This is a genomic window from Leptospira montravelensis, assembly GCF_004770045.1.
GTDB classification, from domain to species: Bacteria; Spirochaetota; Leptospiria; order Leptospirales; family Leptospiraceae; genus Leptospira_A; species Leptospira_A montravelensis.
The window spans coordinates 396,805-413,246 of record NZ_RQFO01000017.1; the positions used below are offsets into that span (position 1 = coordinate 396,805).

The following is a 16,442-nucleotide window of genomic DNA, read 5'->3' on the forward strand; positions in this document are numbered from 1 at the left end:
TTACTCCGCAAAACTTCCGTATAATTTTCTCAAATACTCTTCTTCAAATTCAAAAAGATTCATACCGCGTCGTGCCATGATTTTTTTTGTATCAAAAAGAAACTCTTCCAAACGGTAACGACCACCAGGTTTGATCCAAGTAAAGGCTGGCACATAACCTTGGATTCTGGATTCCACAACGTTACTCGCAATATCAAAAACAGTTCCTGTATTTGACATCACTCCAATCGCAAGTTTTGTAAAGGGACCAATCAGAGATCCAAATTTTATCGTACCAGTGTTTACAATCGAATCACCAATCTTTAACTTCACAATTCCATAATTGTTTTTTAAATCACTCGTAGTCGACAACGCACCTAGGTTTACCCAAGTGGAAACAAAACTATGTCCAAGAAAACCTTCATGGTGTTTGTTGGTGTAATCAAGAATGATTGAGTTTTCCACTTCCCCACCAATGCGACACTGGTTTCCAATAAGGCAGCCACCAGTGATACGAGCATTGTCAATTTGAGTATTTTTTCCGACAAAAACGGGGCCTTCTAAAAAACTAAATGAGGAAATTTTGGCTCCATCTTCAATGAGGATAGGACCATGAGTTGTATCAAAAACAACTCCAGGATAAACAGTCGCACCCGGATGAATGTATAGGTGTTTTTCTTTGCCTACAATATGAAATCCGGCTTGTTTTGCTTTGTACTTTTGGCGAAATCGTTTCCAATCTTTTTCTAAATTGAGAATGTCCTCGATGATAGAAGTGACTGTACCTAAAAGTTCCCAAGGCAGATAAGAATCAGAACTATAAATCGAATCATAATTATCAAGGTTAGCGGGTAAAACATGTGGGTATCTTTGAAAAATAAGTTTTTCAAAGTGAGGATCAGGACCTTTGTAAAAAATCTTAGCCCCTGGATATTTACGTTCTAATTTTTCAAGTAAACTGACACCACCAAGGTTCCATTCAAAAAAAGAATGAAATCTTGATAGAGGCTCAAGAGACGGGTTTCTTTTCGAATCGTCAAATAAGAGATTCACTGTTTACTCCACGGTCACAGATTTTGCTAAATTCCTAGGTTGGTCCACATTACATCCCCTAAGGATTGCTATATGGTAAGACAAAAGTTGCAAAGGAATGACAGCAAGTAATGGAACAAGGGCATCCGCTGTTTTTGGAATTTCAAATGTATAATCTGCCATAGATTTTATATCTGTATCCCCTTCTGTTACAACTGCAATCACCTTTCCCTTCCTTGCTTTCACTTCCTGGATATTAGAAATTACTTTTTCGTATGAGCCGTCTTTGGTTGCAATAAACACAACAGGCATATCTTCATCAATAAGGGCAATGGGCCCATGTTTCATTTCTGCGGCAGGATATCCTTCCGCATGAATGTAGGAAATTTCTTTTAATTTTAATGCACCTTCGAGAGCAACAGGGAAATTAAAACCGCGCCCCAAATAAAGGAAGTTAGATGCACGGTAATAATTTTCAGCGATATTTCGAATGTCGTCATCTTTAGTTAGAATTTTCGAAACCTTATCTGGAATCGAATCCAATTCTAAAAGTAAAGTTTGGTAATCAGATAAAGAGATAGAACCTTTTTTTAGACCTAAATACAAAGCCATCATGGTAAGGATCGATACTTGGGATGTGAATGCCTTTGTGGATGCCACACCAATCTCGGGACCTGCATGGAGATAAGCTCCTGCATGTGAGGCACGTGCTATGGAAGAACCCACCACGTTACAAACGCCAAAGATAAGTGCTCCCTTGGACTTTGCCAATTCAATCGCCGCAAGAGTATCCGCTGTTTCCCCTGATTGGGATACAGCAATGACCACATCCCTTTCTGTCACAATCGGATTGCGGTAACGAAATTCAGATGCATATTCTACTTCTGTAGGAATCCGAGCCAAGTCTTCGAATAAGTATTCACCTATCAAACCTGCATGCCAAGAAGTTCCGCAACCAACAAGGATTAAACGGTCTGCATTCAAAAAACGATTCAAATATTGATCAATCCCACTCAGGAACAAATGGTGTTCCCGAGATACGAGGCGACCTCGCATGGCATCACGCACTGACTTGGGTTGTTCAAAGATTTCTTTTAACATAAAGTGTGGATACCCACCCTTTTCAATGTCTTCCAAATCCAACTCTAGTTTTTGAATGAATGGAGTTTTAGTAACGTTTTCTAAGTTTTTAACCACAAGACTTCCGTCTTTGATAATGGCCATTTCTTGATCATTTAAGTATGTTACATTATTCGTGTATTCAATGATAGGTGTTGCATCAGAAGCTACAAAGTATTCATCTTCACCAATTCCAATCACAAGAGGTGAACCTTTTCTTGCCGCAATCATAGTTCTTTCGTTATCTTTCGATAAGATGACTATAGCATAGGCACCAACCACTTCATTCAAAGCCAGACGAACTGCTTCTTCAATAGGGCAGTTGTTTTGTTTTTTAATTTCTTCAATTAAATGGATTAGAACTTCTGAATCGGTATCGGATTTGAACTTATGTCCGTTTGCTTCTAATTCTTTTTTGATAGAACCGTAATTTTCAATGATCCCGTTATGAATGATGGCTAATTTTCCATCAGAACTAGTGTGTGGGTGAGCATTACGATCATTGGGTTCGCCGTGTGTTGCCCAACGTGTATGACCAATTCCCAATGTAGCAAGGAGTGTCCTGTCACCAATTTCCTTTTCTAAATCAGCAACTTTTCCTTTCTTTTTTACAATCTCAAGTCCACCATTTAACAAAGCAACGCCGGCACTATCATAACCGCGATATTCTAAACGTTTGAGACCTTTGATGATAAGAGGGAGTGCCTCTCTTTTTCCTAAATAACCTACGATTCCACACATTGTTTTACCCTCTTTAAGGTAGTTTCCAAATCAGATTTGGATTTAGTTTCAGTAATCACTCGAAAAATTGGTTCTGTATTGGAAGGACGTATGTGGATCCAAGAATCCGATACATACATCCAAAGTCCGTCTTTCTCGGAAATAACTTTCGGAGAAAATTCAGACTGAAATTTTTCATAAAGACTTTCTAAAGACATTCCTTTTGCCAATGGAAAGGATTGTTTGTCCATATAAAGCGAAGGAAGTTCATCTAGGAGAACATCTACTGTCTTTCCAGTTTCTGCCATCAAGTTTAGGATATGGGCAATTCCGGACAAAGTGTCCCGACCAAAAGAAGGAATTGTTGGATCAATCACCCCACCGTTCCCCTCCCCACCAAACACTGCTTTGGTTTTCAGCATTTCTTCCACAACGTTTGCTTCCCCCACTTTGCTGCGAATGACTTCGGCACCAAACCTAAATCCCACTTCTTCGTTTAAAAATGAAGTAGATAAGTTCACGACGACTTTTGCTTTTTTCTTAGCTGTTGATAAAACATTCATTAGTGCTAATGGAAGAGTGTATTCTTCTGATACAGCACCACGTTTAGGAGAAAACAATACGAGTCTATCGGCATCGGGATCTAATGCAAAACCAATGTCTGCTTTTGATTTTTTGAAATATGGTTCTACTGATTTTAAGGCAGCAGCTGTAGGTTCTGGTGGTCTTGGAAACGTTCCATCGGGATTACAATTATGAGCCACAACTTTGCAACCTAACATCTGCAAAAATTTTGGAACTACATAAGAACCAGCACCACCGACAGCATCTACAAACACTGTAAATTTTTTCTTTTTGATTTTGGCTACATTCACTCGTTTTAATACAGAAGACAAATGTAGGTCAATATAGTCTTCACCAGAATCGATATAACCTTTGGGGGAAATTTGTTCTTTGGGATAAGTTCCATTTTGAATGATGGATAAAAGTTTTTTATTTTCTTCCGCAGAAAAGAAAAAACCTTTTTTAGAAATAAATTTAAATGCATTCCAATCCATTGGATTGTGTGAAGCTGAAATCATAATCCCACCATTGGCTTTCGAAAGATTCACAACGGCTTTAGTAGTGGGAGTGGGAACAAGCCCCAATGTTAAAACAGAATTTCCGGAAGCTAACAACGCTGAGGTGAGAAGTGATTCCAAATAAGGACCACTTGGTCTTGAGTCCCGTCCAATCACGGCAGTACCGCCATTCATCATAGAAGCAAAGGATTTTGAAAATGCCAAAGCTTCGTCTAAGCCAAACCCTAAACCAATTTTACCCCGGACACCGGAGATAGAAATCATCAGGGAGGACAGATCATACTCTTTCGTAAATCGCATACAATACTATCAAGGCTCGCGGATTCCCACTGCAAGTCTATCTTTTTGCTTTTTGGAATGTGTCAACGAAGTGGAATAAAAGTGAAGATTGAAGAAAAACGGTTTGGGCGATGACAGGATTGAACTGCCGACCCGCTGCTTGTAAGGCAGCTGCTCTCCCAGCTGAGCTAATCGCCCGTTATTATGACCAGTAAACCGGAGTTGAGATTTTTGTAAATCAGATTTAGAAATAAAAAAGGCCACCATTGGTGGCCTCATTCCTTCTAGCTAAAAGCAAATGTTAGGCGGCTTTTGTCTCGATGGAGTTAATACGAAGTGCCATACGTGATTTTTTACGATCCGCATTTTTCTTATGAATGAGTTTAGTTTTTGCAGCACGGTCCAATTTTGAAGCAAGTTTAGAGAAAACTGTTAATGCTTCTGTTTTGTCTCCAGCTTTGATTGCTTTGAGAAGAAGGCGTGCGTATGTACGCAATTCAGTGCGATCTTCACCATTTCGCTCTTTTCTACGAGCAGTTCTACGAATGTCTTTTTTAGATGATTTTAAATTAGCCAAGGAATGTCCCCTACGAGGAATTTTTACTTATCTTTTGAGTACCACTCTGCCGGTCAAGGCGAAAGAGAAAAAAATAAGAACCAAATTGGTGGTTAGGCAACCCATACCCACAGGAGAATCCTATGTTCCCCATTCTCATTTGGATCGATTCCGAACTCTATGAAATCCTAAAACAGAGGAATTTGGATTTGGGCCTTGTCACAAAAATGGCTATATTATCCCTAAAAGTAGAGGGAATGGTGCCGGGAACCTTTGAAAAACGTGAATCGGGCCATTATGAACGTATGGAACTCAGCCGGTATGATTTTTTTACTTTAAGTTTAATTTCTAGGGAGAAGGAAGTTGACCCGAACCTATTACTCTCGTATGCTTTCACAGAAGCTTTGTTGGAAATTTTACGACTGTGACTCCTGAAAAATCAAAATACCATTATATCAAAATTGAGTCCATTGCAGACATCGACCCCATTAAATTATCTATTTCCCAAATCCAACAAAGATATATCGACAAAGATAACAATCGCTATGCGCTGCGTTTTAACAAAGACACACGCAGGATTGAGATTTTAAAACTCGTTGGCAATCATTTTGAAGTAATCCCTCACTTGTCACCTTCTCAATCTTCTGAAATAACGCAATCTTCAGCGAACCCAAATACTACCACTGCCTCGCATTCCACAACACAAATTTCTGAAGGATTAAAATCGAATCCCATATTAGGAAAGTTAGTTGGAATTCAGCAACAAACGCAACCGATTGCCTTTGAAAAACCTGCAGAACTTCAAGGTGATAACGTTAAACTTCCTCCGGAAGAAAACTTAATGAATGAAGATGTGGATTTAAATATCTTTGAGGGAGAAGAACCTCCTCCTATTCAGGAAACATTCTCTCATGCAGGTTTATTAAACACACCGGATTTACCAACGCCAGAAGAACCTGAGGAACAAACAAATCCAGATCCGAATGTAGTATTGGGAGAAGAGTCGAATGACAAAACTGCCTTCCAACAAATTGAAGATTTTATTAAATTACTGACTACCTACCGGGAACGAGTCACAGCCATCATACGCAACTTACAATCCTCCCGAATTTTTGAACTTACCGGAGATCCTTCCGAAAATAAAAATATAGTTGGGAACTTTGCTCGTGAAATGGAAGCCCAAGTTTTTGAAGCCATTGACAAAATGGTGGATCTTCACAAAGAAATGACATCATATCCTCGTCCTATTACGTATTATATCTCAAAAGCCCCTGCAGAAAAAAGAGAAGAAATGAAATTTATTGAATCAGATAAGGAAAAATTAAACAGACTCCATCTGTATGAAATGCAAAGACTTTCCGATATAATAATAAAAGACTTCAAAAAACTTAGTTTGCAATTATTGAATATTTTAAATCTGAAAAATGATATTCAGGTAAAACAATTACAATATGCAAACCAGTTGATGTATGTTGATGCAAAAAATGCATCTCTTTATTTTGCTCAAGATTTGGATAAAACCATACTTGATATTGAGAACTGGAAACAATCGAAATGAAAGAACTGTCGGAAGCAGAAACAAAAGCAATATTAGAAAAAATAAGATCAGAATACAAAGAACACGGAAAACTAAATCCCAAAGCATTCGACCAAACTGGGTTCGAACAAAGATATTTACAAGTACTCAAACTCCGTGGTAACGTCACAAAATTTTTAACGGAAGAAGTAACCTTTCTCGAACAACTAAAATCAAAGTTTCAGGAACTTGCTGCCAAAAAAGAAGCAGCCAAAGCACAAACTTTAAATCGGATTATGGATGAATCTATTGAGAAGTTGGCTAATTATAAAAAGGTAGATTTTCATCCTCTGGCAAAAGTAGAAACAAGGTACTTCTACGGAGCCATGTTAGATTTTACAGAAACAGAACTTCCTGTTCTGATTAATATCTTTAAAGGAACCCCAGAATACTCTTTTTTACAAGATGCTGTTTTGCAAGTGGAACGAATTGGAATGACAAGACGTGGTCTTCCTTCCTTAAAAATGCAAGAGTTCATCAAAACTTTACTAGATGCCAATGGAAACAATATCGTTATCGAAAAAGCTTCTCAGAACCTTTTGAAAGACGGATGTATTGCGCTAAAAAATATCATCACAGCTGTGCAAGATCTGGTAAGTAAAAACAGAATCAATCCCGATCTAATTGTCCAAGTGAACGAAAAGGAATATCCAAATGCTCACAGTTCCTTTGGTGGGAAAAAATTTGGAGAAAGCCTCACTCGCATCACTGAACGATGTAAACAAATCATACAAGATTTTCGAATGAATGCGTTGATGAATATGGAAGGTTAATTCTAATGTGCCATCATGGACCCAATTCTACTAGGTGTCGCAGACACCATCGAATCTGAATTTGATTCGGAAGTTTATAAAAACCTTCCTCCTTTAGAAAAATACCATTCTTTACTTTTCCGTTCTGTGGATAAACTTTTCGGTTTTCTCGGAACGGATCGTTCAAAAATTGCTCCTTATTTAACTGATTTTGTTTCCATCGAAGCCCAGTCTCTTGGGCGCGAAGGGTATGGATTTACAGTGAAAGATGCCAATGATATGGGATTTGGTGGGCTTGCCTGCCATACGGTGGATTTGGGTGGGGCCAGTGTCGGTGGAGCTATCGGACAGGCACATACCATAGTCAAATCCAATCCTTATGCAGTTGTCCTTGTTGCGGCCGCCGATATTCCCAAATCTGTTTTCAAACAAGTTTCAGACTTAAAACGACTCACAGCCACAGTTTGTCATAAGGATTGGGAAATGCCGTATGGGGCAACTCTCATTGGACTTTATTCTTTGTTATGTGAACGAATGATGTTTGATACGGGTGTGACTAGTGAGGATTTAGAAGAAATCACAAAACACTTTCGTTCCCTTGCCGAATCCAATCCCCGTGCCTTCCAATTCCAAAAACCACTCACAGAAAAACAATTAAAGAAACCTCTTTCTGGAGTTTATAGCACACCGATGATCGCCATTGTCACCGATCATGGATTTGCCACTCTCATCACTTCTGAATTCATGAAACAGAAGTTAATTGAGAATAATATTATCAAAAAAGATGCCGAACATATTTACTTAGCAGGTTCCGGACACAGTGCCCATGCGGAATACTTCATCCAAAAGAAAGACTTAAAAAGTCCAGCGGCTCTTGCTTGTGAACGAGCTGTGGCTTCTTCTGGATTCAATCGTTCGGAGATTGACTATGCTTGGATTTACGATTGTTTTACAGGAATGATCATCCATGAAGCGGGTTTGTATTTTGGAGTTTCTCCGAAAGATACAGCGACATCACTACGTAAGGGAAAAATCTCCAATGGTGCAAAAGAAATTCCGATCAACCTAGGTGGGGGAATTTTAAACTACCAAGCGGCAATGGCACTTTCGGGAGCTACAGGTCTCATTGATATAGCAAGCCAATACGAACTTGCGGTAAATCCTATTCCAAAAAAGTTAGAAACGTCACCTAATGTGAGTTTGCTTGGTGGGAATGGTGGGATTGATAGTATCAATTCAGTGGTTTTGTTTTCTAAAGAAAAACCAAAACCTGCGAGAGAACCATTGGCTTTAAAACCATTGGAAGTCAATGTCCCCAGTCCCAAACTCGGAGAAAAAGCAACCATCCTTACCGTTAGCACCATCTATTTCAATCCAGGTGGAGAAAAAAAACCACCATACCTCATTGTTTGTTCTACAAAAGACAATGGAGAGATGGTTCTTACCAATCTATATGGGAAAGACGGAGTGGAAATTGTATCGAAAGAAGGATTGGAACTGGGAAAATCAAAAGTAGAATTCCAGGAGATCGAAGGAAAAATCCAAGCGATTCTATTAGGGTAAAATGAAAAAGGCCAAGGATGGAAGTTCTTGGCCTTTGGTTTCTTAATCACCTAACAATACTAAAACTGTCTTAAAAACCTTAAATTCCCCGATTGGAAATACCGGATGTCATGGATTCCATAACGCATCATCACAAGACGGTCAAGGCCTAGGCCAAAGGCAAACCCAGTCCATTTTTTTGAATCAAGTCCTGCCGCTTCCAAAACATTGGGATGAACCAGTCCACAAGGAAGTAATTCCAACCAACCGGAATGTTTACATACACTACAACCATCTCCACCGCATACCAAACAGTTGATATCAAGTTCAAAACCTGGTTCCACAAAAGGGAAGTATCCTGGTCTTAGTCTAGTTTTGATTTCTTTGCGAAACACACGAGAAAGAAGTGTTTCCATAGTATAAATCAAGTGGGCGACTGAAATATTTTCACCCACAACCATCCCTTCTACTTGGTAGAATGTATTTTCGTGAGAGGCATCTACTTCTTCATAACGAAACACACGACCCGGAGCAATGATTCGAAAGGGTGGTTTTAATTTACGAAGGGCACGCACTTGGATGGCTGACGTATGAGTTCTCAGTAAATTTCCATCTTCCGTATAAAACGTATCTTGCATATCGCGAGCAGGATGGTCTTCGGTAAAATTGAGAGCACCGAAATTGTTTTCATCGGTTTCTACTTCTGGCCCATCCATCACAGAAAAACCCATAGAAGTAAAAATATCTTCGATTTCGTATTGGATTTGAGAAATGGGATGAAGGCTTCCTCTTTCTTTGGAAGCTAGCGGTTGCAAACTATCAAAAAATTCTTGGCCTAACTTGTTTTCATAAAAACTTTCTTTTAACGAAGTTCTTTTGGATTCAACAAAACTTTCGAGCCGGCCTTGTGCCTCGTTCGCTTGTTTCCCTACTGTTTTTTTCTCTTCCACGGATAAGGCCGCAAGACCTTTTAAAACAGAAGTGAGTTTTCCTTTTTTACCAATGAATTGGTTTTTTAAAGAATCCAAATCTTGTTCGGATGTAGCTGAAGATAAAATAGTTTCCGCTTCTTTGACTAAGGCTTCGATTTCTTGGGATAGGCTCATACAGATTCTCGTAATTCGATTAATGATTTTAATTCAGGATAAATTCCACCAAAGGCACCATTCGACATCGCAAGGATGATTACTTTTTCTTTTTGGAATTTTGGTAGAATCTTTTTTAAGAGGACTGGAATTTCTTTGGGATCTTTTGCATACAATGCGTCTTTTTTTGTATTCTTAACAATGTCTTTAACCAATTTTTTAACATTCAAACGCAAAGGTTTGTTTACCTTATCTACTTGGTAAACTTCAGTAACAATGCTCACATCACTTCCTTTAAAAGATTTGGCAAAGTCATCTTGGAAAACATTTCTATGTGAAGTGGCACTTCTTGGTTCAAAAAGAGAAATGATTTTGTATCCAGGATAAGTTTCTTTGTGAGCTCGTATGGTTTCTTGGATGGCCACAGGATGGTGAGCAAAATCTTCTACAAGTAAACTCTTATCGGAAACAAATAGATTTTCTTGCCTTCGTTTGACACCTGGGAAAGAAACCACAGCTTCTAAAATTTCTTTTCTTTTTTGAGGAGCAATTTCTAAACAAATACGAGTGGCCACTTCTACATTGCGGTAGTTATGTGATCCAATCAAAGATGGTTTTAATTTTGTTTTGGTTCGGATCTCAGATAACACACCTTTTTCATATTTAAAAATGGAGTTTTTGTCTCCTAAATCAAAGGATTCTACGGGTGCATGTTTATAATCTTTCGTGATTTCCACGAGGTTCCTAGAACCTTTCCAATAAAAAACCTTACCACGACCAGGAACCAAATTTAACAGGCGTTTGAACATGGTTTTAATTGCATTTAAATCAGCAAAAATATCCGCATGATCAAAATCCAAAGCATTCATTGCTAAATAGTAGGGTCTGTAATGTAAAAACTTAGAACTTTTATCAAAGAAAGCAGAATCGTATTCATCCCCTTCAATGACAAAATAATCTCCTTCCCCAAGTGCAAATCCTGGGAAACCGTCTTTCCGAATCCCACCCACAAAAAGACCGGGTTTTAGTCCAATGGACTCTAAAATCCAATGGGTTAAAAAGGTTGTTGTTGTTTTTCCATGAGTTCCAGAAATCACGATGGGTTTTTTCCCTTTCAGAAAAAAAGTTCCGATGGCCTGGGCCATACTCATGTACTCCATCCCTGTATTTAGAACTTCTTCTACTTCTGGATTCCCACGTGAAATCGCATTTCCGATGATGACTAAATCCGCACCTTTTACATTTTCTTTACGATAACCAGATTTAGGTGACAATCCCCATTCTACCAACTTATCCGACATAGGTGGATAAAGATTTTGATCGGAACCTGAAACGTCATGACCTTGATTTTTTAGCATATAGGCTAAATTACCCATAGCAATTCCACCAATGCCTACCAAAAAGATTTTCAAAAGAGTACCGTCCTAACCAGGTTGTAAATAAATAAAGGAACTGAAATAAGAACCAAAAAAAACAAAACTACTTTCATCAGAAAAAATAGAAAATCAAAGGATGTCCATTCTCTTCGGTGTGATAAATAGTAATATGCCAAATGCAATGAATACAAAAAACCAACACCTAACGCAAGTAAAGGGATCGGTGCAGGAAAAATCCAAAAGATGGCAGTAGCACTGAAAGGAAGATAGGAAATCATAAACACATGTGGTTCTGGTCCTTCCCAATCTTTGGTTCGATCTCGCATTTGATGGTACATTCGAAAACTATCAACCAATCGAATTACAATATAGAATCCTAAATAAAAAAAGAATAAGGTCAAAATCCCTTGTGTGTAGGTTAACTTTGTTTCTTCATCGACCGTGGATACTTTGAACAAAACAATTTGGATTAAATTTCCAAAAAACTTTGCAATTGGAGCAAGCAGAATGAGTTGGAGATGGGCCAACCATAAGTCACGACCACCCAAATCCGTTTTATGATAATAGGATTCGAAGGCAGACATAGGAGAATAGAATAAATCTCGGATCATTTCCATCCGAGATGCGACTGTAGAAACTTTTTGCACCTTATTGGATTTTCTGGTTGGGACGCTCATACCGGGAAGCACTTTTCACTTTCATGACGGCATTCACCAAATTTTGGAAGGATTCTTCTCTCATCCAAGTGATGGATTCAGAAAAATAAGGCAATAATTCCCGGCGTACGGGACGCCATTTTCCCGAATTGGATTCCCAGAGTGGATAAAAGGAAAGACGAAATTTAATTCCTTCGGATTGCGTTACATCCAATATTGCTTCTGGCGTTTGTTTGGAGGACAATATTGGAAACTCAGGGGCACCAGTTTCATCGATATAATATTCAACTTTTAGTCCTTTGACCACCGATTCCCATTGGTTTCCCACATCTGGTGGCAAAACAATCCTTTCATCAGTGATGCGACTCCAATCGTTTACATATACATTATATTGGTTTTTTTTGGCACGATTTTCCGCCTTTACATTCACTACTTGGCCGGAAAATGAAATTTCTTTCAAGTAACCTTCGTTAAATGTAATATACATTTTTTCTCGAAAATTTGTATAAGGTGTGCGAAACTTTTCAATCAAATAGTTATAGGGAGCAATAACTTCTTCATTCACCAAAACAGAAACACGTCCTTCATCAGACCCAATCTTTTTACCAAAAAACAATTGTTTCTCTTTGGAAAATTCAATTTCTGCACCGTTCTCTTCAGATAAAGCTAATGATGGAGAACTCATGCCTAAACAATAAGATTTTTGAATTTCGGGAGTCGATTTTTCGATCAACTTTGTTTTAAGAACACTTAATTCTGAAAAACTATTTTTTACATTGTAATTGGCTTCGTAAGAAAAATCTTTTCCATCTTTTGTAAAACTAACAGTGTAGATAGGAGTTAGGTTCCATCCTCGATTGATTTTGCGAAACACCATTTCCTCATCTGCAAACTTCGGTACCAAAACTCCACACCAATCTTCTTTCGGTGGAATGTATCGAATGGATTTCCAATCTTCTTTCCAAAAATTGGTTTCAGAAATATTTTCTGGATGGTCTTCCATCCAGTAGAATAGAAAAAACAATCCAACAAATGCAATGACTACTAAAATAATTTTCTGTTTCATACTTCAATCATAGAACTTTTTCGTCTAGAATACACAAAGTAAGATCCCACTGCTAAAATGAATCCTGGAAATAAAAACACTCCAATCACCCAAGCCACTAACTTTTGATTGTCGGAAAGAGAAATGGTGTCCAATTCTTCTTTTTTAAGTGGAATTTCAGCAACAGCAGTGTCTTGGAATAAACCAGTAATGGAAACAGTAGAAAATTGAGAGTTCATTGCATACGGAATGTACTGATCGGTGATCCAAGAAGTTCCTGTATGTAAAATGATTTTTCCTGTTTTGTCATTGGTTAAGGACATAGGTGTCATTACGATAGAGAGAATTTTGCTTTCTCTTTTTTCATTTGGATCTAATTTTCCATTTTTGTTTTCATCAGAATAGGCATCAAAACCTGATTCTAATAATGTTTCTGACTTCAATGAATGAGGGGATGGAGCAGTAACATCAGTTTCCAAATAACCACTGTAAGGAAATAAAATTCCCATATCTTTTTTTTGTAATAAATCAGTGAGTCTGTGATCGGGAAAACGTTTCGCAACAATAAAACCTGGTTTTTCATCTCTTTCGATAAGCTCAGAAGATTTATATTTCAAACCAGCACTTGCCAGTAACCACGCGAAGTCTTCGTTCCCTTTTGGCTCCATTGTGATAAGGAGTTTTCCACTTTTTTCTAATACAAACTTAGTAAGTTCTTCCTTAGCTTCTTTAGAAAAAGGAACCGTTGGCCCAAGGACCACCAACATTTCTGCATCTTCTGGCAATTTGGAAGGCCAACCTTGTGCAAAACCCCACTCTGCCACTTTAAAATTGAGAAATTGTAATGAAGAAACAAACCGGTTTACTTGTTCATTTGGAAGAGCCTTAAAAGACATACCGAATCTTTCTCCATTGGAAACGGTAAAATAAACTTTTTTCTGTTCGGTGGTAACATTGAGAAGTGCACCCACTAACTTCCGTTCTAAATCTTCTAAATCTTTAGGTTCTTTTGCAATGACTCGCTCTTCTACAAAAGGAGTTCCAGATGTGAGTAAGGATTGTTTCTGCGAACGAACAAAGATGGTTCCATTGGAAACTTGGCCAAACTCTTTTAATAAGTCAACTTCTACATCCGCATTGATAAACTGAACGGTTATATGTGAATTTTCTGCTTTGATTTGGTCCAAAAGGATTTCAATATCTGGACGAACGCGGGTGAGTGCAAAAGCTGCCAACTTATCCCCGTTTGCTGGTCCATCCGCCTCAAGCGGACGAGGATAAAAAGCAGTGATTGTAACATCTTTTGTGATAGGTTTAATTAGGTTTCTCGAAATTGGAGAAAGAGAAAATTTCCCTTGGCTACTCAAATCAAAGTTATAGTTTCGTTTGATAGCAAAATAATTAACTGCAACTAAAATTGGCAAAACGAACAAAAACCCAAGCACCGCATTTTGTAATAAGGAACTTTTAGATTTTGCTAAGTTGCTTTGTGCTTCTAGTGATGACTTCCCTATCTCGAGTAGTATGATTTGTAGAAGAAATACAATCGACAATAGAACCACACAAAGTAAAAGAAACTCCCTTACTTTTGGAATCGCACTTAATTCTTCGTTTAATCCCACAACTGGCTTTAAATCCAGAAAATCACGCAAAACTGATAATAAAAATGCCCCAATCCCAAACGCAGCTGCAATATAACGGTTTTGGTCTTCTTTGCGTAAACCTTTTGAAAAAGCCCGAAGAATGGTATCAGAGGCTAAAAATAAAAAGATCACTCCAAAAAAAATAATTCTCCTTTTGGGATCTACGACCATGCCATCAAACAAGAAGTAGGCGAAAAGTGAAAGTAAACTTACAAATGGTAAAATTCTATCTGCGGTTAAAAACATGGTCTACCCCCTCCATCTCCTGGATTCCAAGACCTTTACGGTAAGATATAGAAACAAAAATGTTCCACTAAGGAAAAATACGATTCCTGTTAAAGGAACAACCCCTTTGGCAAAAGCCGCAAAGTGCGAAAAAATATGTAAGTGAAAGAGAACCTTTCTCGTTGTTGCTTGGAAAAGGTGAGAAAAATACCCAACAACCCATAATGTCAAAATGATTAAAACTGAAATCAGTAGTGAAATCATTTGATTTTTGCCGAGGCTTGATCCAAACATTCCGATCGTGAAAGTAAAAACACCTAACAAAAATACTCCGACACTACCAGAAGCTACCATATAAAACGGAGCTTTCCAAAAAGAGTATAACAACAATGGAAAGAGACCATTGATAAAGATGGTAATGATCCCACATACTGTCACACCAAACAAAAATTTACCAAATACAATTTCCAAATCGGTAACAGGGGAAGTAAAAAGTAATTCCAATGTTCCTTTGTTCCTTTCTTCTACAATGGATCCCATTGAAATGATTACCATTGCAATTAGAATGGTTGTCATAAAGGAAATGAAAGTGATGTAGGTTGCAATTTCATAATTGGCAGTTCCGTTAAAATTTAGAATCATCACGAAGAGTGCATTCAAAAATGCAGTTCCTCCTAGAACCAAAGGTCCCATATATGTTCCAAAAAATAATCGTAATTCTTTTTTATAGATCCAAACAGCCGTTTGCCAGTTCATATTTTCTCCATAAAAATCTGTTCTAATGACACTTCTTGTTTTTTTAAAGACTCAATTTGAATTCCTACAGCGAGTGCTTTGGAAAACAAAGATTCTTTGAATTGTTTTGGATTCGTTGTTCGCACCAAAAACTGAATTTCTTCTTTGTTGATTCCGAGTTCTGTAACAGTATCTGACCCACCTATCACAGATTTTACGAATGAATGAAGTTCGGTAGACTCTTTTCCAGATAGTCCAACTTCCCATCCAGCAAGTCGATTCATTTCTTCTTCTAACCTTGAAAGAGAAAGTTCCTGTTTTAAACTTCCTTTGTGTAAAAATAAAAACTTATCACAGGTTTTATAAATCTCTGTTAAGATATGGCTGGAAATCAAAACTGTATGGTCTCCAGCTAGACTCCTGATTAAGTTACGAATCTCTACAATTTGTTTTGGGTCAAGACCTGAAATTGGTTCGTCCATAATCACAATTTCTGGATCACCTAAAATGGCCTGTGCAATTCCCACTCGTTTTCGGTATCCTAAAGATAAAGTTCCAATTAATTTATCTTTAACAGTCGTAATGTTAGTTTTTAAAAGAACTTTCTCAATTTCGGAAACTAGTTTCGTTTCTTCGATTTTTTTGATGCGACCAACAAATTGAAGATATTCAGTGATGGTCATGTCCTCATATAGTGGAGGAGTTTCGGGTAAATATCCAATTTTCTGTTTTGCCTCCAATGGAAAGTCAAAGATGGACTTTCCATCAATCGAAGCATCACCCGCACTGGGGATCAAATACCCAGTCAGGATTCGAATGGTCGTAGTTTTTCCGGCTCCATTGAGCCCCAAAAGACCCACGATTTCGCCTTTTTCTAATTTGAAATTAAGCCCTGAGATGGCTCGTTTTTCGCCGTAAAATTTTGATAAATTGCTGACTTGAATCATAACTCTGGTTTAGTTTTCGTATACCTGCACCTATGAATGAATTTCTGGAAAAAATCAAAAGCTTTTTCAAGGATGAAGACAGCTTTTTTGATG

15 protein-coding genes and 1 tRNA gene are annotated in these 16,442 nt (G+C 37.9%); 4 read left to right on the forward strand and 12 right to left on the reverse strand.

What is annotated here, in order from left to right:
• The 5 genes from EHQ31_RS15755 to rpsT all read right to left on the reverse strand — a co-directional run bounded on the left by EHQ31_RS15755 (position 1) and on the right by rpsT (position 4,788).
• Positions 1-1,032, reverse strand: coding sequence for a GlmU family protein (locus EHQ31_RS15755; RefSeq protein ID WP_135571838.1), 1,032 nt, complete (start codon positions 1,030-1,032; stop codon positions 1-3).
• A gap of 3 nt (positions 1,033-1,035) precedes the next feature.
• Positions 1,036-2,871 carry a glutamine--fructose-6-phosphate transaminase (isomerizing) gene (gene glmS / locus EHQ31_RS15760; protein ID WP_135571840.1) on the reverse strand — a complete coding sequence of 612 codons (1,836 nt, stop codon included), beginning with the start codon at positions 2,869-2,871 and terminating at the stop codon, positions 1,036-1,038.
• Entirely contained in the window at positions 2,856-4,232 is a 1,377-nt protein-coding gene (glmM, locus tag EHQ31_RS15765) for a phosphoglucosamine mutase (protein ID WP_135571841.1), read from the reverse strand. The genes glmS and glmM overlap by 16 nt, the downstream gene beginning before the upstream one ends.
• A gap of 104 nt (positions 4,233-4,336) precedes the next feature.
• Positions 4,337-4,409: transfer RNA gene (locus EHQ31_RS15770), tRNA-Val, on the reverse strand.
• 103 nt (positions 4,410-4,512) lie between these two features.
• A complete protein-coding gene (gene rpsT, locus EHQ31_RS15775; protein ID WP_100741859.1) occupies positions 4,513-4,788 on the reverse strand; it encodes a 30S ribosomal protein S20 in 276 nt (91 codons plus the stop codon).
• Positions 4,789-4,910: 122 nt separating this feature from the next.
• Here rpsT and EHQ31_RS15780 point away from each other — a divergent pair, with 122 nt between their 5' ends.
• Genes EHQ31_RS15780 through EHQ31_RS15795 form a run of 4 tightly spaced genes read left to right on the forward strand, consistent with a single transcriptional unit; the run spans position 4,911 to position 8,658 of the window.
• Complete coding sequence (locus EHQ31_RS15780; protein WP_135571843.1) at positions 4,911-5,195, forward strand: hypothetical protein; 285 nt, start codon at positions 4,911-4,913, stop codon at positions 5,193-5,195.
• A complete protein-coding gene (locus EHQ31_RS15785; protein ID WP_135571845.1) occupies positions 5,192-6,325 on the forward strand; it encodes an LIC_10450 family protein in 1,134 nt (377 codons plus the stop codon). Before EHQ31_RS15780 ends, EHQ31_RS15785 begins: the two co-directional genes overlap by 4 nt.
• The gene (locus tag EHQ31_RS15790) at positions 6,322-7,116 is read left to right on the forward strand and encodes a hypothetical protein (protein ID WP_135571847.1); all 795 of its coding nucleotides are present in this window, start codon (positions 6,322-6,324) and stop codon (positions 7,114-7,116) included. Before EHQ31_RS15785 ends, EHQ31_RS15790 begins: the two co-directional genes overlap by 4 nt.
• 15 nt (positions 7,117-7,131) lie before the next feature.
• The gene (locus EHQ31_RS15795) at positions 7,132-8,658 is read left to right on the forward strand and encodes a thiolase C-terminal domain-containing protein (protein ID WP_135571849.1); all 1,527 of its coding nucleotides are present in this window, start codon (positions 7,132-7,134) and stop codon (positions 8,656-8,658) included.
• Between the two features lie 59 nt (positions 8,659-8,717).
• On the opposite strand, the gene pheS is transcribed toward EHQ31_RS15795, so the two are convergent.
• Genes pheS through EHQ31_RS15830 form a run of 7 tightly spaced genes read right to left on the reverse strand, consistent with a single transcriptional unit; the run spans position 8,718 to position 16,349 of the window.
• On the reverse strand, positions 8,718-9,743 hold the full coding sequence (pheS, locus tag EHQ31_RS15800) for a phenylalanine--tRNA ligase subunit alpha (RefSeq protein WP_135571851.1): 1,026 nt from the start codon (positions 9,741-9,743) through the stop codon (positions 8,718-8,720).
• The gene (locus tag EHQ31_RS15805) at positions 9,740-11,134 is read right to left on the reverse strand and encodes a UDP-N-acetylmuramate--L-alanine ligase (protein WP_135571853.1); all 1,395 of its coding nucleotides are present in this window, start codon (positions 11,132-11,134) and stop codon (positions 9,740-9,742) included. Before EHQ31_RS15805 ends, pheS begins: the two co-directional genes overlap by 4 nt.
• The gene (locus EHQ31_RS15810; protein ID WP_244247432.1) at positions 11,131-11,775 is read right to left on the reverse strand and encodes a hypothetical protein; all 645 of its coding nucleotides are present in this window, start codon (positions 11,773-11,775) and stop codon (positions 11,131-11,133) included. The genes EHQ31_RS15805 and EHQ31_RS15810 overlap by 4 nt, the downstream gene beginning before the upstream one ends.
• Positions 11,747-12,820 carry a hypothetical protein gene (locus tag EHQ31_RS15815; protein WP_135571855.1) on the reverse strand — a complete coding sequence of 358 codons (1,074 nt, stop codon included), beginning with the start codon at positions 12,818-12,820 and terminating at the stop codon, positions 11,747-11,749. The genes EHQ31_RS15810 and EHQ31_RS15815 overlap by 29 nt, the downstream gene beginning before the upstream one ends.
• A complete protein-coding gene (locus tag EHQ31_RS15820; protein ID WP_135571857.1) occupies positions 12,817-14,688 on the reverse strand; it encodes a motility-associated ABC transporter substrate-binding family protein in 1,872 nt (623 codons plus the stop codon). Before EHQ31_RS15820 ends, EHQ31_RS15815 begins: the two co-directional genes overlap by 4 nt.
• Before the next feature lie 3 nt (positions 14,689-14,691).
• Positions 14,692-15,423, reverse strand: coding sequence for an ABC transporter permease (locus EHQ31_RS15825; protein WP_004786382.1), 732 nt, complete (start codon positions 15,421-15,423; stop codon positions 14,692-14,694).
• On the reverse strand, positions 15,420-16,349 hold the full coding sequence (locus tag EHQ31_RS15830) for an ABC transporter ATP-binding protein (RefSeq protein ID WP_135571859.1): 930 nt from the start codon (positions 16,347-16,349) through the stop codon (positions 15,420-15,422). The genes EHQ31_RS15825 and EHQ31_RS15830 overlap by 4 nt, the downstream gene beginning before the upstream one ends.
• Positions 16,350-16,442: the final 93 nt, after the last annotated feature.

Bases quoted from the DNA above. Each gene is read 5' to 3' on its own strand.
- glmS (WP_135571840.1), bottom strand. From the start codon at position 2,871: ATGTGTGGAATCGTAGGTTATTTAGGAAAAAGAGAGGCACTCCCTCTT.
- glmM (WP_135571841.1), bottom strand. From the start codon at position 4,232: ATGCGATTTACGAAAGAGTATGATCTGTCCTCCCTGATGATTTCTATC.
- EHQ31_RS15780 (WP_135571843.1), top strand. From the start codon at position 4,911: ATGTTCCCCATTCTCATTTGGATCGATTCCGAACTCTATGAAATCCTA.
- EHQ31_RS15790 (WP_135571847.1), top strand. From the start codon at position 6,322: ATGAAAGAACTGTCGGAAGCAGAAACAAAAGCAATATTAGAAAAAATA.
- EHQ31_RS15795 (WP_135571849.1), top strand. From the start codon at position 7,132: ATGGACCCAATTCTACTAGGTGTCGCAGACACCATCGAATCTGAATTT.
- pheS (WP_135571851.1), bottom strand. From the start codon at position 9,743: ATGAGCCTATCCCAAGAAATCGAAGCCTTAGTCAAAGAAGCGGAAACT.
- EHQ31_RS15810 (WP_244247432.1), bottom strand. From the start codon at position 11,775: ATGAGCGTCCCAACCAGAAAATCCAATAAGGTGCAAAAAGTTTCTACA.
- EHQ31_RS15815 (WP_135571855.1), bottom strand. From the start codon at position 12,820: ATGAAACAGAAAATTATTTTAGTAGTCATTGCATTTGTTGGATTGTTT.
- EHQ31_RS15820 (WP_135571857.1), bottom strand. From the start codon at position 14,688: ATGTTTTTAACCGCAGATAGAATTTTACCATTTGTAAGTTTACTTTCA.
- EHQ31_RS15825 (WP_004786382.1), bottom strand. From the start codon at position 15,423: ATGAACTGGCAAACGGCTGTTTGGATCTATAAAAAAGAATTACGATTA.
- EHQ31_RS15830 (WP_135571859.1), bottom strand. From the start codon at position 16,349: ATGATTCAAGTCAGCAATTTATCAAAATTTTACGGCGAAAAACGAGCC.